Genomic DNA, 23,622 nt, shown 5'->3' on the forward strand with positions numbered 1-23,622 from the left:
ACCTTCAGAGACAGATCCCTATGAAAACCTACCGCATCGGTCAGATCGTCCCCAGCTCCAACACCACCATGGAAACCGAGATTCCTGCCATGTTGCAGGCTCGTTACGCCGAGTTTCCTGAAGAGCGCTTCACATTCCACTCCTCGCGCATGCGCATGATGCACGTGAATCCCGAAGAGCTGAAAGCCATGGACATCGCCAGCGATCGCTGTGCTGTTGAGCTGAGCGACGCCCGCATGAGCGTGATGGCCTACGCTTGCCTGGTCGCCATCATGGCCCAAGGCGACGGCTACCACCGCGTGTCGCAAGCCCGTCTGCAAAACACCGTTAAAGAAAACGGCGTGGAAATTCCTGTGCTGAGCTCGGCCGGCGCCCTGGTCGATACGCTGAAAGAATTCGGCTACAAGAAAGTCTCCATCATCACCCCTTACATGAAACCGCTGACCAAGCGTGTGGCTGACTACATCGAAGCTGAAGGCATCGAAGTTCAAGACTCCATCAGCCTGGAAGTGTCGGACAACCTGGAAGTGGGCCTGTTGAATCCAGAGAACCTGCTGGAGCACGTCAAGCGCCTGAACCACGACGGCGTGGACGCAGTTATTCTGTCCGCTTGCGTGCAGATGCCTTCCCTGCCTGCTATCCAGCGCGCTCAAGACCAGATCGGCAAGCCCGTTCTGTCCGCCGCTGTTTGCACCGTGTACCAAATGCTCAAGACCCTGGGTCTGGAAACCCGCGTGCCTAACGCTGGCCACATCCTGTCTGGCGCCAAGCCACAAGCCTGATCGAACAGGCTTAGCGGTACAAAGCCCTGCCGACATACAGTCGGCGGGGCTTTTTTTATGCTTAGACGTCCTCAATGCGTACCGTAAAAACCGCAGTTGTAGCGACTCATAAACAAACGCCAAGCCATGGCCGGTCGTTCGCCCTCGATACAGGCTGATAACACCCTCTGCTACTACATCCTTATGGACATATGACGTAGACGCGCCGCGAAATAGCCCTATAGCTTGGAGCGATGACTCTCTCCGCTGCCACCGTCAGCCCAGATGCAGATAATCAGAAAAAAGCGATATGATGCCTGCATGAAACTGGACCTTCTAACCCTCAAACTGTTTGTCCGCATCCTGGAAGAAGGCACGATCAGCCAAGCGGCAGAGCGTGAGCATATTGCTGCCGCCGCGGTCAGCCGCCGGATTGCGGATCTGGAACAGTCTCTGAACACCACCTTGCTGCTGCGTACGAACAAAGGTGTCAGCCCAACTGCGGCGGGCCTGGAGCTGCTGTACCGCTCACGTGCCTTGCTCAACAGTGCGCAAGAGATCGAAACGCGCCTTCAAGCGTTTTCGCAAGGCCAGCAAGGGCTGGTACATATCCTGGCCAATACATCGGCTATCTCCCAGTTTCTGGCCGAGCCTCTGGGCGAATTTGGACGTCTGCACCCCGCTATTCCCCTGCAACTGGAAGAACAAACCAGCCTGGACATTATTCGGGCTCTGGCAGAGGGCAAAGCCGACCTGGGTGTCTTTACCCGCCTGCCTTATGCAGCCGATATCGAAGCTTACCCATTTCGCAGTGACAAGCTAGTCGTGCTGGTGCCTATCAATCACCCCTTGGCTCAGCATGAAAGAATCCGTTTCGAGCAGACGCTGGAACATGAGCAGATTACGCTACTGACCGGCACGCAGCTGCATTACCAGATCACCAAAACCGCCATGGAAGCCAACCGCTCCGTGCGCATCCGCACCGAAGTGTCGGGCTACGACGCCATGTGCTTATTGATCAATGCGGGCATGGGTATTGGCATCTTGCCGCGCAAGAGTGCCAGCATTTATCAGATCCCCAATACTCGTGTGATTGAGCTGGACGAAGAATGGAGTCAGCGAGAAATCCTGATCGGGCTGCGCCGCCGTAGCGATTTACAGCCCAGCGCCGAAACCTTGCTGAGCTTCCTGCTCGAGAGCGGCGCTTAAGAAAGCCGACCTTAGCCGGTGCTACGGCCAAGGTCATATCGTCTAATAAGCAGGCCCGGCCTTTACAACATAACTGAGGCGGAGCAGCTATCCGCAAGACGCCTGGCAATCAAACCAGCTTTAGTAAGCGGCGCCGGGCTGAGCAACGAGCACATCAACCTCGTCCTTGAATTGACCCAACAAAGCCGTTGCCGCCTGCCGCAATAACACCGCGTCCACGCCTACGGCCACAAACAAGGCCCCCAAGGACAAATAGTGATGCGCTGCCTCGACATTAGCCTGCAAGATTCCGGGAGCCTTGCCCGCCTTGCTGATACGCACGATCGCGTCCTCAATTGCTGACAGAACATCCGGGTGCCCCGGCTCGGTTAAATACCCCATGCTGGCCGCTAAGTCCGCCGGACCGATGAAAATACCGTCCACGCCCTCTACCGCCAGAATCTCGTCCAGATTATCCAGCGCCTCGCGAGTTTCCACCTGACAAATTACACACATTTCCTGATTGGCCCACGCTACATAGTCCGTGGTCGCCCCCCAGCGAGCAGCACGCGCCAAGGCTGCCCCCACCCCGCGAATACCGTGCGGAGGATAACGTGTTGCGGCAACAGCCGCTTTGGCCTGTTCAGCGTTTTGCACCATGGGGATTAAAAGATTCTGAGCCCCCATATCCAGCAGCAGCTTGATCTGCACAGGGTCATTCCAGCTGGGACGCACAATCGGCGCAATAGGATGGGCCGATACGGCCTGCAACTGCGCCAACAAAGTCTGTACCGTATTGGGAACATGCTCGCCATCCAGCAAGATCCAGTCATAGCCCAGGCCTGCACAGAGGTCCGCCACATACGGGCTGGCCAAGCCATGCCACAAACCAATCTGGGACTGACCCTGCCGCAAAGCCTGCTTGAATGCATTTACCGGGTGCTTCATGTCCTCTCCTTGTCATGTGTTTAGGCGTCAAACAAGTAGTGTAAAGCGCACAAGGTAGAAGTGAGCACAGGGCCTGATTGTTTTGTCTCTGAGCATACCCATGCAGAACCAGCAGACAAGAGTAGGCAACAGAAACGGCCCACTCAATGGGCCGTTCTTCTTGATGCAATGGCAGACGTAATTACAAGGCCTGACCAACCTCTTTCACCAACTCCCCAAAGCGGAGTGTAGTGCGATCTCGCGGACGTGGCAGGTCTACCTCTATCCGGACACTGACACCAGCCGGGCTGCCACCCAGAACGATAATGGTATCGGCCAAAAAGACCGCTTCGTCAATGTCGTGCGTCACAAACAGAACCGCTGCCGAACTACGCTGCCACACTTGAACCAGCTCATCCTGCAAGGCCTGACGAGTCAAGGCATCCACGGCAGAAAAAGGTTCATCCATCAACAACAAATCCGGCTGCACAGCCAAGGCACGGGCAATGCCAACACGCTGTACCTGACCACCCGACAGTTGATGCGGCCAGCGGTCTTTCAGATGCGCCAAACCCACCTGATTCAAGGCGGCATCCACACGCTGATCGCGCTCTTCACGCGACAGGCCCAACCCTTCCAGACCATAAGCCACGTTGGAAGCAATACGTCGCCAAGGCAACAGACGACTGTCCTGAAACACGAAGGCATTGGCACGACGGCCAGGACTATCTTGCAGGTTGGAACGCAGATGTCCGAAGCTAGGCTGGCTCAAACCGGCTGCCGCACGCAACAAGGTGCTCTTGCCTACACCCGAACCACCTACAATCGCCACAAAATGCCCTGCCTGAACTTCCAGATTCACATCGCGGATCACTGGTGCAGGCGCACCGGGGTACTGAAAACCAAACCCCTGGAACTGAATCAAGGCTGCCACTGAAGTACCCATTTGTTGAAAGCCAGAAAAAGCATATCGCACAAGGTGTAGACCACCGAGATGATCAACATATAGACCACCACCGCATCGTAAGCACCCACACCCGCAGCGGCATTCATTTCCTGACCCATGCCAGGCACACCCAGCAACTCGGCTGCAATCAGCGTCATCCAGGCTTGACCGATACCAGCACGCACACCACTCAACAAGCCGGGGCTGATCGCTGGCAACACTACCGTCCAGGCGCGAGCGAAATAGGAGTTATGCCCGAAAGCCGCAGCCAATTCGTAATAGCGGGGATCGACCGAGCGCACCGCACTGTAAGTAGCAAAGTAATTCAGCCAGAACACACCGATTGCAATCACAAAGGCTGCGCCAGTATGGCTGACCTTGAACCAGGCAATGGCAAACACCACCCACGCCAAGGGCGGGATAGGACGCAGCAAGCGAACCAAGTAAGCTTGCAGCAAATCAAAGCGATGGATCGTTGCCGCCGCCAGACCAAAAGCAATACCCAGGAAAGTGCCGATGCCCAAGCCCCAGAAATAATGCACCAGACTGGACTGAGCAGCCGGCCAAAGACGACCGGCTTCAATCTCCTGGAACAAAGCCGAGGGCAAGCTCAATGGATCAGGCAAGGTACCCCGCGGAGCCCAGCCATAGACATAAGCCAGGCGCCACACCAGGATAAACAAGGCCAGACCGGCTACGCCGTAAACAATCCGCTCCAGACCGCGACGCCACAAGGCATCAACCAGGGCACCCGCAGTTGCGGGTGCTGCAGCGGGCAAACTTGCTTGTTTCGCAACGCTCATTACGGTGCTGCCTTTTCATAAAAGCGAACGTCAAACAGGCTTTGAACATCATCCAGCTTGGTAGCCAGCGTGCCTAAAGAAACCTGGAAATCCTGCAGTTGAACCGTGCCATCAATAATCTTGTGAGGGTCAGGCTGGAACTGATCACGCGAGCGCTCGATAGCGGCTTGCACAATCTCTTTAGGCAAGCGACCACCGCCTACATACTTCTGCACATAAGGAGTGGCTTTGGCAGGCTCATCACGCAACAAAGCCGTAGCACGCAGGTGTGCATTCACCAGATGTTGAACCAATTCAGGATTGGACTTGATCAAGCCTTCGCGTACCAGCAGCACCGAACCTGGCTCATTGGGGAACAACTCCCCACCGTGAGCCACAATCTTGGCATCGGGCTGGCGCTGCAGAATTTGGCTAACCGTAGGTTCCAGAATGGCGGCGGCATCAACAGCGTGATTGCTCAAGGCCTGTTGAATCTGGGCCTCGCCCTGGTAGATCACCTCGACCACATTCGGGTCTACTTTCAGCATATTGCGCAGCCAGTACTGCAAGGCAGCCTCTGGCACAGCGCCTTTGGGGTAGCTGGCAACCTTGGGCTTGTGACCCTTCTCTTGGGTGAACTTGGCGACAGCCGCTGCGAAATCAGGCTTGTCCGCATCCAGATAAGCGGCCAGATCGCCAATCGCCACCACACTGACCTGTTCCACGATATTGGACGCGACAACCTTGACGTCAGCCTCCTTGGCCTTGGCCACCAAAGCGGGCCCAATACCCACATAAGCCACGTCCAGCTGACCGGCGATCAAAGCCTGAGTCAGTGCAGGCCCACTCTGAAACTGCACCAGCTTGGGATCTGGCTGCCCCTTGGGCAGTAAGTCGCCCGACCCTAAGCCTACGAACAATTGAGCGGCAGGCATGATGGGCAAATAGCCGATCTCCAGCGCTTGCTCGGCAGCCTGTGCAGAGAAGGAGATAGAAAGAGCTAGAACACTGGGGGCTAAATAACGGAAAAACATAAAGATCTCGTGAAACAGGCGAAAACTGAAGCTTAAACCTGTTGGAGAGACGCATCTTTATTTGCTAATAACTGCAAAGCATAAAAACCACTTTCTTTACGCATCCTCAAACTCCCATGGAAGGAAAAAGCCCATCAACCCTCAAAAGATGGGCTTTCTTTTCTCCCTTCTCTACTTATACATCGCCCTCTTTTGGAAAAAGTTTAATCATTTCCTCAGCTCTGGCCGACCATGCATTCTCATCAGCCAACTGACGCATCCGAGCCCGATAAGCAGGATCGTCCTTAACCGCAAAGGCTCGCCCAATCTGCTCAACATACTCTTCCAGAGAGCCGGCTGAGAACACCTCGGGGTAACACGTGCACTCATCCATGGCAGAGGTCACCACCACAGGAACCTCCAAAGCAAAATACTCAAACAGCTTCAACGGAGACGTCGTCCGGGCGATCTCACCTGGCTCAAACGGAATGATGGCAATATTAAAATGCTGCGCATAAGCAGGAAGCACAGCATAATCAATGGCCCCAAGCCACAACACATTGTCTCGTTGTGACAGCTTTTCACTCCCGCCGTAGTAATCAGGCCCCATGTACACAAAACCATGATCAGGAAAGCGTTCAGCCAGCTCATTGATCACCTCATACCACAGCCAAGGCGCCAACGCCCCAAAGTAGCCCACAATGCGCTGATACTTGCCCAAGAACTGCTTGTAGCGTTCAGGTAAGGCAACGTGACTCCAATCACGGCGGTAGTGATCACAGTCCACACCGTTAGGCACAAACACCACCTTCTCCACCCCGACAGCCTGGATCGCTTCATCACGCAAAGCCTTGGACGATGCAACAATATAGTCAGCATCTCCCCCAAACGCCATCTCTTTAAATCGGCTCAACGCATGCACGTTGTCACCCGAAATAGCCGAGTCAATATGATCGATGTACTCATACACCATCACGTTGCCATCAAGCATGTGAGGACCGTACTCATTATGCGCCGTACTATAGAAGGAGCGTAGTACACCCTTCAAACTGTGAGACTCCCGAGCATTGACCAGCCACACGTTGTCACCAAGATAGCGCGCACCATTGACCGTATCACTAGTCCAGCATACCGTCTCATAAATCACCAGATACCCTAGTCGCCCCAAAGCCTTGGCCATGTGCTGCGGGCGCTGATAAAGAGGGACATTCCAATCAATCACAATCGACTGGATAAAAACCCCGCGATATTCATTACGGAATGCCAGCACGTTTGCATCAAACTGTGCCCAACTAAGATCTGCACTCTGGCCTCCCATTGTCTGCGATGGAGCAACTACCGCTGTTGGCGTAACTCCCCCACCTCGCCTCCATGCGAAATAGCTTTTCACATTACGTTGAAAATTAATGGGGTCCTTTAAAAACCTCGCCAAAACTCGCAACGGTCTAGTTAGTTTCCAAGAAGTGGAGCTTCGAAGAAAATTAACTTCTGCCTCCTTATTAGTTAAACGAGAATTTAAACTGGAAATCTCCTTATTTAACCCATCAGCAATCTCTTTACTATTTTCATGAGCCAATTTCAAATTCTCAATCTCAGATCTTAAATCGTTAGATCGATCCAAAAGAGCATGAATTTCAAGCAAATTTTCTTTTAGAATTTTTGAAAACTCATATTCCCTTTTCCAGCCCTCAGAGTCATAGCCCAACAATGGCTTATTAAAACAATCAGAGTCAATATGAACATCAACCAGCCTGGATACCTTACTCCTGGACCATTCATCCTTGGCATAAACAAGAATAATTTGATCGCCAGGCCACATATTATTAGGAACAATACTGCAATCAACAACCTTTGACCATAAGAGCTTAAATCCCCCCAACCTTACCGGAATATTCTCCTCGGTAAATGTAAAGAAATGCTCATCAATTCTTTCATACTCTCTGTATGGCAAAGCAAAAATCAATCCCAAATTGGCTTTGGAAGATATTTTAGAAATCACAGAGAATGGATCATGAAAATGCTCTAATGTATTGGAAGAAAATATAAAATCATATTTCTTTTCACTAACATTACTTTCAAGCCAATCTTCCGTCAAAAAATCAATGGCCTCATAACGCTCCTTAGCAACTTTTATAGAGGCAGCCGAGAAATCAACCCCACTAAGCCTATGGGGCGGAAAAAAGTTAGCAAGAACATTCGTTCCATCACCTTGAGCACAACCCCAGTCAGCAATACTAAGGCTTTCGTCATTCACCGCCTTGATAAACCATGGTGGCAAATTATTCATGGCTGTTCTAGCAAAAAAACGGGACTGTTCAGGACCAGAATTCGTATCCCAATCCTCCTGAAATCGTGCTTCCCAATAAGTTCTGGAATTAATATTATTTTTCATACTGAGCAGTCGCCTGAACAATCACTTCCGGACTAAAAATCCCGAACATTTTCTCTTCGGTAATCCCAACAAAATAATGCGCACCTTCATAATATTCATAATAATGAACATCCGTATCATTTCGTTTTTCCACCGTAGCCACCAAAAGATACCTACCTGACGCTAAATAATTTCTAAAAGAAAACTGAATACTCCTTTCCTGCCCTTGCGTCCGTTCCGTCAGCTGGTCTTGGAATGTCGAAACAAGAATATCGTTGCCTTTCAAATCCTTGATTGAAAATGCAATCACAAGATCCTCAATAGAAATCCCTGGTGTTAGTTGATATCTAACTTCGACTCTTATATCTTGTCCCCAAGAAATAAGATCAACCTTTTTCCCATTTTTATCCTGAACAGCCGCATATTTAATAATGCCGATATTCGAACCCCAATGGGATGAGGGCCGGTCATCAAGGCCTTCTTCATCATCCCTTGGCGCATCTTCCAAAAGCTCCGGCGCAGATACAGTCTCTATGTCCTCATCCTCTTTGAACATATACTCCATATATCTGCTGGTAATTGGAAAAACCTCACCTATATCAATCAATCTTCCTTTATCCAGCCACAAAACCCTATCACAAAGGGAGCGAATACTGGAGATATCATGACTTACAAATATAATAGTAGTTCCAGCATCTCTAATTTCATTTATTCGTCGCATGCACTTTGCAACAAAGCGGGCATCCCCAACTGCCAAGGCCTCATCTACAATAAGAATCTCTGGCTCGACGTGAATAGCAACAGAAAACGCTAGGCGAGCATACATGCCACTTGAATAGGTTTTAACAGGCTGATCTATAAAGTCTTCTAACTCAGAAAACCCTATAACCTGACTCATCTTGTGTTCAATCTTCTCTTTGGGATACCCCAAGATTGCAGCGTTCAGCAGAATATTATCCCTGCCCGTAAACTCAGGGTTAAAACCAGCCCCTAGCTCCAGCAGTGCAGCAATTCGACCTTGGATAGAAATCTGTCCCGTAGTCGGAGCAACAGTGCCACAAATCATCTGTAACAAAGTTGATTTCCCGCTGCCATTTCTGCCTATTATCCCGAACGTTTCACCACGCCTGATAGAAAAACTGAGCTTTGACAGGGCCGCAAACTCTCTATAGTACTGACAACTTCGTTTAAACATTTGTCGAAGTCTATCGGAAGGTTTTTCATATATTTTATAAACCTTGGAGACGTCTTGAATAACGACCATATCAGAGCACATCTGCAAATCCCTTTTTCATTTTTTTAAAAAAAACAAAGGACATTAACAAAAACAAAATAGAGAACAGCAAAGCAAAAGCACTCAAAAACAGACTAGGAATTTCTCCCCAATAAACGATATCCCGAAAAGCCTCAATATAATAAGACAATGGATTTATATAGATAAATTTTTGAAATCTATCAGGTAAAGCCTCAACAGGATAAAATATAGGAGACAAAAACATGAAAACCGTCGTCATGATCCCTACAAACTGACTGACATCTCGCAGGTAAACACCCACAGCCGAAAGAATCCAGACGCACCCCAAAATAAAGAAGCACAGTGGAACTACGTAAAAAGGAACTAAAAAAACAGTAAGGTGAGGAAGACCAAAAAACACCGAATAAACCAACAGCCAAACAAGAAAACCAATAAAAAAATTGAAGAGTGCAGAGCCAACAGCAACAACACCCAGAGCCTCAATGGGGAAAACAACTTTTTTTACATAGTTAACATTACCTAGAACTATGCCAGGAGCTCTATTAACGCATTCTGAAAAAAAATTGAATACAATCAGGCCTGCAAAGAGTATTAAAGCGAACTCCAACCTACTCCCCCCGGAGGTTCCCCAACGGGCTTGAAAAACGACACTAAAAACAAAGGTATAAACAAGAAGCAAAACCAGAGGAATCAACAAAGCCCAAAACAAGCCAAGAACAGATCCTTTATATTTTGTCTGTATATCTCTATAAATAAGAACCTTAATTAAATATCGATTTTTTATCAGATCAGAAAAAATCATAAAATTAGAAATTAACTTTAACTTAAAACAAAAAGACCCGAGAACAGAAAACTATTCCACTGGAACAATACCCCTATCCTCAAGGCCACTAGGTTGCTTATTCTGATCACCAAAGGCTAACGTTATGGTGTTGGAAAAAGTTTAATCATTTCCTCAGCTCTGGCCGACCATGCATTCTCATCAGCCAACTGACGCATCCGAGCCCGATAAGCAGGATCGTCCTTAACCGCAAAGGCTCGCCCAATCTGCTCAACATACTCTTCCAGAGAGCCGGCTGAGAACACCTCGGGGTAACACGTGCACTCATCCATGGCAGAGGTCACCACCACAGGAACCTCCAAAGCAAAATACTCAAACAGCTTCAACGGAGACGTCGTCCGGGCGATCTCACCTGGCTCAAACGGAATGATGGCAATATTAAAATGCTGCGCATAAGCAGGAAGCACAGCATAATCAATGGCCCCAAGCCACAACACATTGTCTCGTTGTGACAGCTTTTCACTCCCGCCGTAGTAATCAGGCCCCATGTACACAAAACCATGATCAGGAAAGCGTTCAGCCAGCTCATTGATCACCTCATACCACAGCCAAGGCGCCAACGCCCCAAAGTAGCCCACAATGCGCTGATACTTGCCCAAGAACTGCTTGTAGCGTTCAGGTAAGGCAACGTGACTCCAATCACGGCGGTAGTGATCACAGTCCACACCGTTAGGCACAAACACCACCTTCTCCACCCCGACAGCCTGGATCGCTTCATCACGCAAAGCCTTGGACGATGCAACAATATAGTCAGCATCTCCCCCAAACGCCATCTCTTTAAATCGGCTCAACGCATGCACGTTGTCACCCGAAATAGCCGAGTCAATATGATCGATGTACTCATACACCATCACGTTGCCATCAAGCATGTGAGGACCGTACTCATTATGCGCCGTACTATAGAAGGAGCGTAGTACACCCTTCAAACTGTGAGACTCCCGAGCATTGACCAGCCACACGTTGTCACCAAGATAGCGCGCACCATTGACCGTATCACTAGTCCAGCATACCGTCTCATAAATCACCAGATACCCTAGTCGCCCCAAAGCCTTGGCCATGTGCTGCGGGCGCTGATAAAGAGGGACATTCCAATCAATCACAATCGACTGGATAAAAACCCCGCGATATTCATTACGGAATGCCAGCACGTTTGTTTCGAACTGAAACCAGCTCATGTCGTTGGGCATCGAAACAATATCTTCGTTACTCCGACAAGGCCCTTGTTTTAATACAAGGCGCTTCAATGGCAGCAACTTTTGTTGCAACCGCCACGGCAGCTTACGATACACAACACCCAATACAGGTTTGATTTTATTAAGCATATTACAACCCACCGCCCATTACAAAGTTACATGATCTCTAAAGACGTTCGCACAAGTAATCGACAATGCGTCTACAGGAGTCTCCATCCCCATATGGGTTATGCGCATAACTCATAGCCTGATAAGCTGCCGGATCATTAAGCAAGTTTGCTAACTCCCCACAAATCAACTCAGGCGAAGTTCCAACTAATTTAACAGTCCCAGCACTTACTGCCTCTGGCCGTTCTGTTGTTTCTCGCATGACTAAAACAGGCTTCCCTAAAGAAGGAGCCTCCTCCTGAATACCGCCGGAGTCCGTCAAAATAATACAGGAACGACTCATTAGATAAACAAAAGGTAAATAATCTTGCGGCTCCAACAAATGAACATTAGAAACATCACTTAACAGTCTCGCCACTGGTTCCTGTACGTTGGGATTCAAATGAACGGGATAAACAAAATCCACATCCGGAAATGCCTCTGCACTGCTACGTATGCTCTGACAAATACGCTCAAACCCCAGACCAAAGCTCTCACGTCGATGCCCCGTGATCAGAACCATCCGACGCTCTTCATCAAGAAATGGGAATCGCTGCACCATCTCCTTTGACAACGAGTCATCAGCTCGAATTTTCTCCACAACAGACAATAAGGCGTCAATAACTGTATTACCAGTAACAACGATAGTGTCCTCGGGTACCCCCTCCCTTAACAGATTCTGTCGAGACTGCTCAGTAGGAGCAAAATGCATACATGTCAGTACGCCTGTCAAACGACGATTTCCCTCCTCTGGCCACGGAGAGTAAATGTCTCCTGTACGCAAACCTGCCTCTACGTGACCCACTGGAATCTGATGATAGTAAGCAGCCAGGGCAGCAGCAAAGGTGGTGGCAGTATCCCCATGCACCAACAGGACATCAGGCTTGAAGTGTGTAAACACATCCTTCAACCCTGCCAAAATAGCTCCCGTGATGTCTCCCAGGCCTTGCCCCGGTTTCATGATATTCAAATCAAAATCTGGCGTTAGGTCAAAAAGCTCCAACACTTGATCCAGCATTTGTCTATGCTGTGCAGTTACACAGACCCTGGCGTCGATACCTGCCCGGCTGGCTAACTCTTTAACCAAGGGTGCCATTTTTATTGCTTCTGGTCGTGTACCGAAAACTGTCAAAACCTTCATGAAATTCCCTTAAAACATCAAAATTGAGGCTAATTTTATTAGTAATTGCTTTAAAAATTACAGTAGTCCTCAATACATATCACTTTATACGTTGAATAGATCTATCTTACGACTGCTAACAACAAGAGGTATCCACTTCTTATAAATTTCGCTTATTTAAATACGTGACTCTTGCAAAACAGCATGCTAAGGAACTTTAGGCCACACCATACCCGAGCCTAAGCTCTCGATGTTAAAATTACAGCATGCATTACAACATCGCAGGGCGTTTACACAGGGCTACCCTCCAGGCATTCCCACCTCTTATCTCTCTGCATTAAACGCCACTCGGGCCCAACGCGGAACAAAACACGGCTCCTCCCCCGGCACGCAACTTCTCCTTACACTGCGTCAGCCAGTGTAAAATCTTATAAATGGTATGTTCTACAGACTACCTAGTGTCTGTGTCTCCCTATGAGTACCTCTCCCCCTATATTAGTCAGCGTTGTAATGCCTGCATTTAACGCAGCCCGCACAATCCTGGACTCTCTTGCGTCGATGTCACAACAAGACTACCCATATTGGGAGTTACTTGTCGTCAACGATGGCTCCAGTGATAACACCGTTGACCTAGTTACGGAGTACATGCGGAACGACCCACGTATCAAACTTATAGAGCAACCCAGCAACCAGGGGGTAGCAGCAGCTCGCAATGCCGGTATCGCTGCAGCACAGGGCCAATACCTTGCGTTTCTGGACTCTGATGACTTATGGCTACCTCATAAGCTCAGCACCCAGCTAGCAGCCATGCAAAAACACCAGGCTACTGTCTCCATGACAGCCTACTATCGTTTCCAGCAGCTCTCACAATGGCAAAGCATGAGCACTCCCCCACTCTGGGTGGATTACAAAACCCTGCTCAAAGGAAACGCGATTGGCAACCTAACCGGGATGTACGACTGCCAGGCATTAGGCAAGGTCTATCAAACAGCAGTTCACCATGAAGACTATTTAATGTGGCTGGAAGTTGTACGTAGAGCAGGAAAGGCCTATGGCTTGCAAGAGGTCCTTGCCGCCTATCGTGTTAGCGCAGGCAGCTTGTCCGGCAACAAGTTCAAGTCCTTACAGTGGACATGGCAAATCTATAGACATCATCTGAAACTGTCCGTTGTACAATCCAGCTATCTAATGTTTCACTACATCGTGAAAGCAATTCTGAAGCGGACTTAGCTAACCATGGGAACTGTCGTTCAGTCTGCACCTTGGGTCGACTTCATCCTGGTTAACTACAATGGTGGCAAGAAAATTGTTGATACCATCAACAGCATCAAGCAATTCAGCACTAGACATGCCTACACCATTACCGTTGTCGACAATGGCTCTACTGACCAAAGTTGCAGTCTGATTGCCCAGCAGTATCCTGACATCCAAATCATTCAAACGCATGCCAATCTGGGCTTTGGTCGGGCTTGCAACATCGGGGTTGCCCATACTCAGGCCCCGAACATCCTCCTGATCAATCCCGATGCCAAACTGCAAACTGATGTTCTGAGTATTTTCGAGCAGTTTCTGAGCATATATCCGGATTCTCCCAGGCCGATCCTGGGTGGCTCTGCCTTGGGGATCAAAGGGCAACCTGATTTTGCCTTCGAACGCTTCCCGAACTGTTTCACCTTATTGTTGAAATCCGTAGGACTAGGGCGTCTGCTGCGCAGCAGACAGCCGCTAACAACTCCCACACAAGTTGACCATGTTTCGGGTAGCTTGCTGTTTATCAGCCGCGAGCAGTATATAGCCTTGGAAGGTTTTGACGAACAGTTCTTTCTGTACTTTGAAGAGACAGATCTACAGTTCCGCGCCCGTGAAATGGGAATCCCTTCTTTCCATATCCCTGCCGCTCAATACTTCCACGAAGCTGGTGGTACCTTTACAGACAAGTCTTTCCGAGGCCAGTGCTACAGCGCGGGCATGAAAGTCTATTTGAAGAAGCGCTATGGTGCGGCCGGCAAGTTGATTTTTACGGTTTACGATGTACTGGACAGGCTGACTCGCCCCGCACGTCACTTGGTCAAATGTCTGCTACGCGAGCACAAACCTAACGCGCCCCAAAGCCAGTAAGCATCGTTTTTACCGTCAGGAATACGATATACACATCGAGCATTACTGAACAATGCTTGATGTAGTAAAAGTCGTGCTCGATCTTGACTCGAGTATCGTCCGCATTGGCGACATACCCTTGGCGTACCTGTGCCCATCCCGTAATACCGGGCTTCACGACGTGGCGGTAGCTATAGAAGGGAATTTTCTCGTCGAACTCCCGCACAAAAGAAGGCTGCTCCGGCCTCGGACCGATCAGGCTCATTTCACCGCGTAAGACGTTATAGAACTGCGGCAGTTCATCGATACGTAATTTGCGGATAATTCTGCCAACCCGAGTAATGCGCGGATCATCCTCTCCTGCAAACTGTTCAACCGCGCACTCCTGATCAAAGCGCATGCTGCGCAGCTTATAAATAGTGAACTCGCGGTTTCCCAAACCTATTCGCTGTTGGGAGTAAATCACTTTACCGGGACTTTCCAAACGGATGGCCAACATCGCCACCAGACAAATGGGAACCACTACCACGGAGCTGAGAATGACCATGGAGTAATCGAAAATCAGTTTTAGAATCTCGTAACCTCGAGATGGCAGCAAGGATCCAATCGTGTTCTCCGACATGCGATCAATCTTGACTCGCCCTGTCAAAGACTCAAAAACTTGTCGAGAGTTGTACACCGCCACCCGATCCAGCGCACAGCGTGTCAGGAAACGCTCCGTTTCAGGCTGTATACAAGAAAAATCCGCTACAACTCCATCATAGCGATACCCGGCAAGGTCAAGGCTATTCAGCAAACGGCCATCCAAACCGGGTAGCTCCAGCAGGGTCTGGGCCTCCCCTCCAGGCACAATGGCCAGTTTCAGGACTCGATAACGAGTGGTGAACAGGTTCTCCAGTAAAAACCAAATCAAGGCCAGGAAACTGCTGCTCAACAGGAGCGCCCGTGAAGCGTCATAACGAAAGACGAAGCTGGTGATGTAGATAGCAGCGTAGGTCACCCCTACCGTAGGAATAATCAGCCACGCACTACGGGCTCCAGGATACCCTTGCTGGCTCTTGTCAATCAGCAGCTTGCAACTGACAAACGCGACTATGGCCAGGAGCAACGCTGTGCGTTGACCGCCATCCAGGCTCCATAATCTATCCCAACCCCACAACAACAAAACCGGGGCCAGCACCACGACGACAAACCCGATCAACCACGAGCTGGGCCCGGACAATAGGAGTATCTCGTGCAAACGCTTAAACCGCCTGATTTTTATTTGATTCATCGAAGCACTAATAACCTAAAATAGCCCATTCACGCGCCAATTATACGTCGCTCCCGAGTAACGCTAACTAGCCTAATCTGATTTACGTGATACGTTTAACGGGTCAACACCACAGCGCCTAGCTTGTCTGTTCACCTGCCTCTGCCCCAGCAAATTTTTTGCATCCTCCCTTTTTATGTCCGAGCCCGTATCCAAGTCTACTTTTTCATTCAATGCGGCCGCTCATTTGGGCGTAAGCCTGTTTTTCATTAGCCTGATTTCCACACGCACTATCTATTCAGTCGGTGTTGTTCTTCTGCTGTTGACTACGCTCTCCTGGTATCTGGCAGGCTCTCAAACTCGTCTGTCCGTGCAAAGCTTGGGCGTCAGTCGGGGCTTGTATACGATACTGACCCTGATCTTTGCCAATGGGCTACTGATTTGGTTCCTGCATCAGAACCCGGGCGATCAGCTGGACCTGCTCAGCCGCTATCTATTGCTTATCCCCATTTTGTACATGCTCAGCTCCATGCGCATTCATAGCAGCGTGATTTGGGCTTGTTTTGCATTGGGTACCCTGTCGGCCTTGTGGATCATCCCGGCTCAATACGGTGGCCCATTACATGACGGTCGCATCTACGGTTATACCGGTGCCATCCAGTTTGGCAATATCGCGTTAAGCCTAGCCTGCTTCTGCCTGACAGCCATCCTGAGCCAGCTCAACCAGCAGCAGCGCTCTACCCCGGCTCTTCTCTTATCTGTGCTGGGCACTCTGGCAGGCTTTCTACTATCGCTTCTATCTGGCAGCCGCGGCGGCTGGATTGCCCTTCCCGTCGTCTTGCTGATACTTGCCTACGCTTATTTACCAAAGCAACACTTTAAGCGAGGCGCAATCATCCTGTCCCTGGCGGCAGTCCTGAGCGCCAGTATCCTGTGGCACACTGATGCGATTCAGTCCCGGCTGGCCCTGGCTCAGCACGATATCGAACAGTTTGAGGCAGGCAACGCCAACACCTCCATTGGTGCCCGCTTTGCAATCTGGCAGGCAAACTGGGCCTTGATAAAGAAACAGCCTTTTTCTGGCTGGTCCTACGCGGCACACCAACAAGCCCTTGAGGATCTGGTTAAAGACGGACAGGCAGATCCCGTGGTTTTGAAGTTGGCCAACTCGCATAACAATTACATAGAGACCTGGGTGGACTGGGGCCTGGCAGGTTTGCTATTGCAATGTTCACTCTTGCTTTACTGCTTTTATGGCTTTATTCGCCGTGTTCACTCCTCAGACATACGCACTCGCGCTTACGCTACCTGTGGGAGTATTGTGGTTGCCGTGTACATACTGGCCAACCTGACCCAGAACATGATGGAACGCAATAACACGCTCCTGTTTTTCCTGATTAGTGTGGCGTTGTTCTGGAGCCAGATTTACCCCAACCAAGCCAAGCGGCAATCTATGCCTTAGCTCATGCCTGCCAAGAAATTACTCGGCAATTCTTTCTGGAACCTGAGCTCCTATATGGTGCTCATGTTCGCTTTCCTGCCCTCCATGGGCTTGATGGCACGGCTGTTAGGCCTGGAGCCTTTTGGCATCTATACGCTGCTCTTTGCTCTGATCGGCTATGCCAGCCTGTTTGACCTGGGGATCAGCCGAGCCTTGATCCGAGCCATCGCCATGGCCAGCAAGCACCCTGGGCAAATCCAGTCAATTCTAGGCACAGCCAGCTTACTGATCTTGCTCAGCAGCAGTATTGCCGCTGTGCTGGTTTATCTGCTCAGCCCCTTCTTGGTGCAATGGCTTAATATCAGCACGGAGTTACGCCCAGACAGCCTGTTTGCCTTTCGTCTTCTGGCACTGACTCTGCCCTTGTTGCTGTTGCAAGCAGTCTGGTTGTCCTATCTGGAAGGACTCTCGGACTTCAAACAGGTCAACATACAACGCACCATCAGTGGCTTGCTGCTCGCCGTCTTGCCCTTGCTGAGCATTCTTTATCAAGCCAGTCTCAGCTATGCCGTTCTCGGTCTCTTTGCCGGACGTTTAATCAGTTGCTTGCTCGCCTACTTCTGGGCACTGCCTGCCCATGTCCGTCAAGGAATGTGGCGCTGGGACAAACAACAAGCGCAGGCATTGTTGCGCTTTGGGGGCTGGCTGACAGTCAGCAATCTGATCAGCCCTTTGATGGTGTATTTTGATCGCTTTTTGCTATCTAACCTGAATGGGGCAAGCACAGTCAGTTTTTACACAGCACCATCAGAAGCTATTACTCGCTTACTAAACATTCCAGGGGCAGTTGTACGAGTGATTTTTCCTTTGCTCAGCACCCAGAAAGACGCACGCCAGGAAACCCGGCTGACATACCTGTTGCTACTGGCAGTATGCGGGCTGATCAGCCTGATCGGCATTGTGGGCGCCAAGTGGATCATCTTGCTCTGGCTGGGTGAGGCGTATGTAGAGCAGTCCGTACTGATTCTGCAGATTCTGTTGCTGGGCTTCTTTTTCAACGCCATTGCCCAGATCCCCTACACCGTGATTCAGGCCAGGGGACACGCTCACATTACCGCCTATGTACATTTGGCTGAGATCCTGCCCTATGTCGCCCTACTGTACGTGCTGATCTCTCAGTTCGGGCTGCCTGGTGCCGCAATTGCCTGGACCACCCGGGTTATCGTAGACTGCCTTGCCCTATTAATTCTGGCTAAACGCTATCGCTAAGCCTTTCGGAACGCTACTTAATCGTCATGCATATTCTCGTTACCGGTGGTGCCGGCTTCATCGGTTCAGCCCTGATCCGCCATCTGATCCAGGAGACAGAGCACTTCGTCCTGAACGTGGACAAATTGACGTATGCGGGCAATCTGGAGTCGCTGGCTTCAATCCAGGAACACCCTCGATATCAGTTTGCGCAAAACGATATCCAGGATGGACCAGCCATACAGGCTCTGCTGGAAAAATTCCAACCCGATGCCATCATGCATCTGGCAGCCGAATCACATGTGGATCGATCTCTGGATGGCCCGGCAGCATTTATTCAGACCAATATTGTAGGTACCTGCACCTTGCTGGAGTGTGCTCGCCATTACTGGAACACACTGCCTGAGCCTAAAAAATCCAGTTTCCGCTTCCATCACATCTCAACGGACGAGGTGTATGGCGACCTGCACAACACCACAGAGCTCTTTGTAGAAACGACACCTTACGCACCGAGCTCCCCGTACTCGGCCAGCAAGGCCAGTTCAGACCACTTGGTCCGGGCCTGGCACCGCAGCTATGGCCTGCCCACCTTGCTCAGCAATTGTTCCAACAACTACGGCCCCTACCATTTCCCTGAAAAACTTATCCCTCACATGATCTTGAATGCCCTCAAAGGGCAGGCATTACCGGTCTATGGAGAAGGCAAGCAAATCCGTGACTGGCTGTACGTGGAAGATCATGTACGCGCTTTGCTGACGGTGCTGGAGAAAGGCCAGGTAGGTCAAACCTACAATATTGGTGGCCATAACGAGCAGCAGAACATTCATGTCGTTCAAGAAATTTGTGCTCTGCTTGAGGAACTGGTCCCAACAAAACCCGCTGGTCTCCAGCACTACGCAGACCTGATCACCTACGTGCGGGACAGGCCTGGACACGATCAGCGCTACGCTATTGATGCTAGCAAGATTGAACGTGAATTGGGCTGGAGGCCCCAGGAAACCTTCGAGACGGGCTTGCGCAAAACTGTACAGTGGTATTTAGAAAACTCGGGCTGGTGGGAGCGTATCCTTAACGGTCAATATCAGCTACATCGCTTAGGCAAGACAGAATAATGAAAGGCATCATCCTCGCCGGTGGATCCGGTACCCGCTTGCACCCTATTACCTTGGGGGTATCCAAGCAACTCCTGCCTATCTACGACAAACCCATGATTTATTACCCCTTGTCAGTGCTGATGCTGGCAGGGATACGTGAAATCCTGATCATCTCAACCCCTACCGATCTACCCAGCTTCCGTACTCTGCTAGGCGATGGCAGCAACTTTGGCGTTGAGCTGAGCTATGCCGAGCAAGCCTCCCCTGATGGATTAGCACAGGCTTTTCTGATCGGGGCCGATTTCATAGGCTCTGATCGGGTCAGCCTGATCCTGGGGGATAATATTTTTTATGGCTATGGTTTTAGCCAGATGCTGAAAGAGGCGGCACAACGCGAACAAGGAGCCACTATTTTTGGCTATCAAGTCAGCGATCCAGAGCGTTTTGGCGTGGTGGAGTTCGATGCTCAGGGCAAAGTTGCCTCGATCGAAGAGAAACCCCAACAGCCCAAATCCAATTTTGCCGTAACTGGCCTGTACTTCTACGACAATCACGTCGTAGATATCGCCCGCCAGGTACGCCCTTCTGCTCGTGGTGAGCTGGAAATTACCGACGTAAACAATGCCTACCTACAGCAAAATAATTTACATGTCAGCCTGTTAGGCCGAGGCTTTGCATGGCTGGATACCGGCACGCACGAAAGCCTGCAAGAAGCCGGCAGCTTTGTACGCACGATTGAACATCGCCAAGGGCTTAAAATCGCCTGCCTGGAAGAAATTGGCTTCAAGCAAGGCTGGCTTGAACGTACCACCCTGGAACGGCAGGCGCAGGCTTTGGAAAAAACAGAATACGGCCAGTATTTACACAAGCTTCTCCAGGAGCCAGTCCAGCTTGGGAAAACCGCTTAACTTTTGCGTAAGGCCTGCACTTTTTGCAGGTACTGCCCAGCATAATGCTGGTCAAAATAATCCGAATACTGAGCCTGCCATACTTCCCGCGCACGAGCGGCCGCTTGTTGAACCTGCAGCATATCCAGGCCTTGCAACCAGGCTTCAATCGCTTGCTGGCCTTCTTCCACGGCCCAGCCTGTTTGATGTTCAAGCACCTTCGCTGCAGTCGGGATACCAGTTGTCGTCAACATGGCACGCCCAAGCATCAAGTGCTCGTAATATTTATTAGGCGCAGCAAATAAGTGATTGGGGACTGTCTTGTAATACATCCCCACCACAATCTGGCATGACTGCATCAACTGAAGCCCTTGAACCGAGCTTTGTGCACCGTAGTAATGAATATGAGCGTGTTCTTGTGCCGAACGCGTAAACAAATCCGCCAATGGGCCGTATCCCGCCACGTGCAGCTCGCAATCAGGAAACTGCTCACAAGCAGCCAACAGGTCTTCCAGACCACGATTCTTTGCTTCCAGCACACCAAAATAAGCAATCTTTACGGGCTGCTCATCAGAGACCGGCACATAGTTCTGAACCTCGGATTTCTGTGGCACATTTTCCAGCACCATCAAAGATGGTGTTGCTGGATCCATTCCTTGCTGCGCTATACGGCAGGGATCAGCCAGAATCCCTACATCGGCGGTCCTCAACAGATAGTTTTCCAGCTTGTCTACCCACCTGCCTAAAACGCCGGGAAAATAGCGCAAGGAACTGTACTTGTCGTAAACATCAAAAATCCATGGCTTGCGACATAGCACTGCGTACACCTTCACCGCCATAGCGGTATCCAGGTCGACGGCATGCACCAGCTCGATCTTGCGGTTATTTTTCAGCAACCAGCGCAGGACAAACACATTCCAAAAAGCAATACCAATCAGGCTGCGCCACCCGGCGCCCAGTGCAGCTGCTCGCGTGTAGTAGGTATCATTGCTGGACTTCTGTGCGGGGACTGTCCCTCGCTCCCATCCTACAAAGTGGTAAGGAATCTGGGCTTCGTCCAACACCTTGAGGTACTTGGCCAGCTTGCCGTCCACATGGCGCAGGTATGAGCGTATAAAAACAAGCATTCGCACTTAATCCAGTGTTTTACTAAAGCCATCCACGATAGCTAAAAAAAGGTCAAATAGATACAATTTCAGGCTAACTATCGTGTCAGCCTTATACTGATTCAACGGCCTTACCGGGCTTGTGAATGTCGCGATCTGCGCCCATCTTCCTGCCTGACGTGGCAACACCCCAAACCCAATCTTTGCAATGACCATTTACCCCACCCGCCTGCCAGGCGTTCTGATTATTGAACCTGCTGTTTTTGGTGATGAGCGTGGTTTCTTCAAGGAAACCTTCCACCAGCAACGCTATCAAGAACAGGCCGGGATCAATCTGCCCTTTGTACAGGACAACTTTTCCCGCTCCGAGAAAGGAGTCTTACGTGGTCTGCATTTTCAAAAAACTCGACCCCAAGGAAAACTGGTTAGTGTCAGCCGGGGAGCAGTATACGATGTGGCCGTAGATATACGGCCAGGCTCGCCTACTTTGGGCCAGTATGTAGGCGTGGAACTCAGCGAATCAAACCATAAGCAGCTGTGGATCCCACCAGGCTATGCCCACGGTTTTTGTGTTCTGTCTGACTTTGCTGACTTCAACTACAAATGCACCGACTTTTACTTTCCTCAAGATGAAAGCGGATTGGCGTGGAACTGCCCTGAAGTCGCCATTGCCTGGCCAATCCAGAACCCGCAGTTGTCCGAGAAAGACAAGCACTACCCCGTGCTGAGCCAGCTCATCGCACAAAACAAAGCCTGAAGCCATGCCACGCCCATCTTTCCTGATTACTGGCGCCCACGGTCAACTAGGCCAGTCTTTTGGATGGCTCGTTAGCAATACAACAATCGTGGCCAACCTGATCCTGCTTGGCCACGCCGAGCTGGATATCACACAAGCAAACTCCATTGCTCAGGCCCTGGATCAGCATCGCCCTGATGTCGTCATCAATGCCGCAGCCTATACCGCGGTCGACAAGGCCGAGTCCGAACCAGAGAAAGCACGGCTAATCAACAGCACAGCCCCTGGCCTGCTCGCCCAGGCATGTGCGGAGCGGGGCATAAGCATGGTGCAGGTCTCTACTGACTATGTCTTTGATGGCTCAGCGACACAGCCTTACGCAGAGGACGCCCCTGGCAATCCTGTTAGCGTCTACGGGCAAAGCAAGCTGGACGGGGAACAAGTAGTCCTGGCGGCCTTGCCCTCTGCCCTCATTCTGCGCACAAGCTGGGTGTTCAGCCAATTCGGCACTAACTTTCTGAAAACCATGCTCCGATTGGGGCAGGAGCGCCGTGAGTTGAACATTGTGGCGGATCAGATCGGCGGCCCTAGCTACGCCCCGCATATTGCCCAGGTGCTGTTGGCAATGGCAGAAAGACTGTTTAAGTCCAAGCAGAACCCAGACGAGCACCGGCCACCTTCAGGCATCTACCATTTCGCCGGGCAACCCAATGTCAGCTGGTATGAGTTCGCCCAGGAGATATTCAGCCAGGCGGTCAAACTGGGATTATTGACTCAAGCCCCCAGCCTGACACCTATCCCCACCAGCGACTACCCCACACCGGCAAAGCGACCAGCGCAATCGCGCCTGCTGCAAACCAGGCTGGACGCCTTATTAAGCCCACAGAATATGGAGCGGGACTGGCGTCTGGGTGTAGAGAAAAGCCTGCTATCGCTTAGAAGCACACACCAAGGCTGATCCTCTTCACGCTTGGTGAGTACTCCTGGGCAATTCAACTCACAGTAATGTGGCATCGACCCATTCTGCGCAAGCGATGGCCGCTAGCACGATACCCTGCCCCCACCTGCTTTCTGCTTTCTGCTTTCTGCTTTCTGCTTTCTGCTTTCTGCTTTCTGCTTCTAACAGGATCATTGCCCCTAGCTTGAAGTGCAAACCCCACTCAACAGCCCCGTTCTCCCTTTTCCTTTTCCCCGGCGAGCCAAACGCAAAAAAGCCA

Annotated in this window: 21 protein-coding genes; 10 read left to right on the plus strand and 11 right to left on the minus strand. The window is 50.6% G+C overall.

The genetic code is table 11. From position 1 onward, the window contains the following. The first annotated feature begins 20 nt into the window (after nt 1-20). Nucleotides 21-782, plus strand: coding sequence for a maleate cis-trans isomerase family protein (locus tag NBV64_RS16845; RefSeq protein WP_042486802.1), 762 nt, complete (start codon nt 21-23; stop codon nt 780-782). A 300-nt stretch (nt 783-1,082) separates the two neighbouring features. Further along, nucleotides 1,083-1,970, plus strand: coding sequence for a LysR family transcriptional regulator (locus tag NBV64_RS16850; protein WP_250756185.1), 888 nt, complete (start codon nt 1,083-1,085; stop codon nt 1,968-1,970). A gap of 120 nt (nt 1,971-2,090) precedes the next feature. Here NBV64_RS16850 and hpaI read toward each other — a convergent pair whose 3' ends face one another. The 9 genes from hpaI to wecB all read right to left on the minus strand — a co-directional run bounded on the left by hpaI (nt 2,091) and on the right by wecB (nt 12,565). Beyond that, nucleotides 2,091-2,897 (minus strand): 4-hydroxy-2-oxoheptanedioate aldolase, encoded by an 807-nt coding sequence (gene hpaI, locus NBV64_RS16855; protein ID WP_250756186.1) that lies wholly within the window; start codon nt 2,895-2,897, stop codon nt 2,091-2,093. Between the two features lie 181 nt (nt 2,898-3,078). Next, nucleotides 3,079-3,822, minus strand: a complete 744-nt coding sequence (locus NBV64_RS16860) for an ABC transporter ATP-binding protein (RefSeq protein WP_250756187.1) — start codon at nt 3,820-3,822, stop codon at nt 3,079-3,081. Continuing rightward, nucleotides 3,798-4,625 (minus strand): ABC transporter permease, encoded by an 828-nt coding sequence (locus NBV64_RS16865; protein WP_238441731.1) that lies wholly within the window; start codon nt 4,623-4,625, stop codon nt 3,798-3,800. Before NBV64_RS16865 ends, NBV64_RS16860 begins: the two co-directional genes overlap by 25 nt. Next, entirely contained in the window at nt 4,625-5,638 is a 1,014-nt protein-coding gene (locus NBV64_RS16870) for an ABC transporter substrate-binding protein (RefSeq protein ID WP_250756188.1), read from the minus strand. The genes NBV64_RS16865 and NBV64_RS16870 overlap by 1 nt, the downstream gene beginning before the upstream one ends. 175 nt (nt 5,639-5,813) lie before the next feature. After that, on the minus strand, nt 5,814-8,009 hold the full coding sequence (locus NBV64_RS16875; protein ID WP_250756189.1) for a methyltransferase domain-containing protein: 2,196 nt from the start codon (nt 8,007-8,009) through the stop codon (nt 5,814-5,816). Continuing rightward, on the minus strand, nt 7,999-9,252 hold the full coding sequence (locus tag NBV64_RS16880; RefSeq protein WP_250756190.1) for an ABC transporter ATP-binding protein: 1,254 nt from the start codon (nt 9,250-9,252) through the stop codon (nt 7,999-8,001). Before NBV64_RS16880 ends, NBV64_RS16875 begins: the two co-directional genes overlap by 11 nt. A 1-nt stretch (nt 9,253) precedes the next feature. Then, nucleotides 9,254-10,045, minus strand: coding sequence for an ABC transporter permease (locus NBV64_RS16885; protein ID WP_250756191.1), 792 nt, complete (start codon nt 10,043-10,045; stop codon nt 9,254-9,256). A 122-nt stretch (nt 10,046-10,167) separates the two neighbouring features. Next, entirely contained in the window at nt 10,168-11,406 is a 1,239-nt protein-coding gene (locus NBV64_RS16890) for a glycosyltransferase (protein WP_250756192.1), read from the minus strand. A gap of 37 nt (nt 11,407-11,443) precedes the next feature. Further along, nucleotides 11,444-12,565 (minus strand): non-hydrolyzing UDP-N-acetylglucosamine 2-epimerase, encoded by a 1,122-nt coding sequence (gene wecB / locus NBV64_RS16895; RefSeq protein WP_250756193.1) that lies wholly within the window; start codon nt 12,563-12,565, stop codon nt 11,444-11,446. 453 nt (nt 12,566-13,018) lie between these two features. Between wecB and NBV64_RS16900 the strand changes: the two genes are divergently transcribed. Both NBV64_RS16900 and NBV64_RS16905 read left to right on the plus strand, forming a co-directional pair. Next, nucleotides 13,019-13,774: a glycosyltransferase family 2 protein gene (locus NBV64_RS16900; RefSeq protein ID WP_250756194.1), complete on the plus strand. Its 756-nt coding sequence runs from the start codon at nt 13,019-13,021 to the stop codon at nt 13,772-13,774. A 6-nt stretch (nt 13,775-13,780) separates the two neighbouring features. Continuing rightward, nucleotides 13,781-14,662 (plus strand): glycosyltransferase family 2 protein, encoded by an 882-nt coding sequence (locus NBV64_RS16905; protein WP_250756195.1) that lies wholly within the window; start codon nt 13,781-13,783, stop codon nt 14,660-14,662. On the opposite strand, the gene NBV64_RS16910 is transcribed toward NBV64_RS16905, so the two are convergent. After that, on the minus strand, nt 14,640-15,863 hold the full coding sequence (locus tag NBV64_RS16910; protein ID WP_250756196.1) for an exopolysaccharide biosynthesis polyprenyl glycosylphosphotransferase: 1,224 nt from the start codon (nt 15,861-15,863) through the stop codon (nt 14,640-14,642). The two genes, NBV64_RS16905 and NBV64_RS16910, sit on opposite strands and share 23 nt — an antisense overlap. A gap of 226 nt (nt 15,864-16,089) precedes the next feature. Between NBV64_RS16910 and NBV64_RS16915 the strand changes: the two genes are divergently transcribed. The 4 genes from NBV64_RS16915 to rfbA are packed head-to-tail and all read left to right on the plus strand — an operon-like array spanning nt 16,090 to nt 20,584. After that, the gene (locus NBV64_RS16915) at nt 16,090-17,355 is read left to right on the plus strand and encodes an O-antigen ligase family protein (protein WP_250756197.1); all 1,266 of its coding nucleotides are present in this window, start codon (nt 16,090-16,092) and stop codon (nt 17,353-17,355) included. Nucleotides 17,356-17,358: 3 nt separating this feature from the next. Continuing rightward, complete coding sequence (locus tag NBV64_RS16920; RefSeq protein ID WP_250756198.1) at nt 17,359-18,603, plus strand: flippase; 1,245 nt, start codon at nt 17,359-17,361, stop codon at nt 18,601-18,603. 26 nt (nt 18,604-18,629) lie between these two features. Continuing rightward, nucleotides 18,630-19,694: a dTDP-glucose 4,6-dehydratase gene (gene rfbB, locus NBV64_RS16925; RefSeq protein ID WP_250756199.1), complete on the plus strand. Its 1,065-nt coding sequence runs from the start codon at nt 18,630-18,632 to the stop codon at nt 19,692-19,694. Further along, nucleotides 19,694-20,584, plus strand: coding sequence for a glucose-1-phosphate thymidylyltransferase RfbA (gene rfbA, locus NBV64_RS16930; RefSeq protein WP_250756200.1), 891 nt, complete (start codon nt 19,694-19,696; stop codon nt 20,582-20,584). Before rfbB ends, rfbA begins: the two co-directional genes overlap by 1 nt. Here the strand turns inward: rfbA and NBV64_RS16935 are convergent. Beyond that, nucleotides 20,581-21,690: a glycosyltransferase family protein gene (locus tag NBV64_RS16935; RefSeq protein WP_250756201.1), complete on the minus strand. Its 1,110-nt coding sequence runs from the start codon at nt 21,688-21,690 to the stop codon at nt 20,581-20,583. The two genes, rfbA and NBV64_RS16935, sit on opposite strands and share 4 nt — an antisense overlap. Nucleotides 21,691-21,877: 187 nt before the next feature. On the opposite strand from NBV64_RS16935, the gene rfbC reads away from it, so the two are divergent. Both rfbC and rfbD read left to right on the plus strand, forming a co-directional pair. Continuing rightward, the gene (gene rfbC / locus NBV64_RS16940) at nt 21,878-22,426 is read left to right on the plus strand and encodes a dTDP-4-dehydrorhamnose 3,5-epimerase (protein ID WP_250756202.1); all 549 of its coding nucleotides are present in this window, start codon (nt 21,878-21,880) and stop codon (nt 22,424-22,426) included. 4 nt (nt 22,427-22,430) lie between these two features. Continuing rightward, nucleotides 22,431-23,363: a dTDP-4-dehydrorhamnose reductase gene (rfbD, locus tag NBV64_RS16945; RefSeq protein WP_250756203.1), complete on the plus strand. Its 933-nt coding sequence runs from the start codon at nt 22,431-22,433 to the stop codon at nt 23,361-23,363. The last annotated feature ends 259 nt before the right edge of the window (nt 23,364-23,622 follow it).

The sequence above is a fragment of the Alcaligenes sp. DN25 genome (assembly GCF_023674485.1).
Lineage (GTDB): Bacteria > Pseudomonadota > Gammaproteobacteria > Burkholderiales > Burkholderiaceae_B > Alcaligenes > Alcaligenes phenolicus.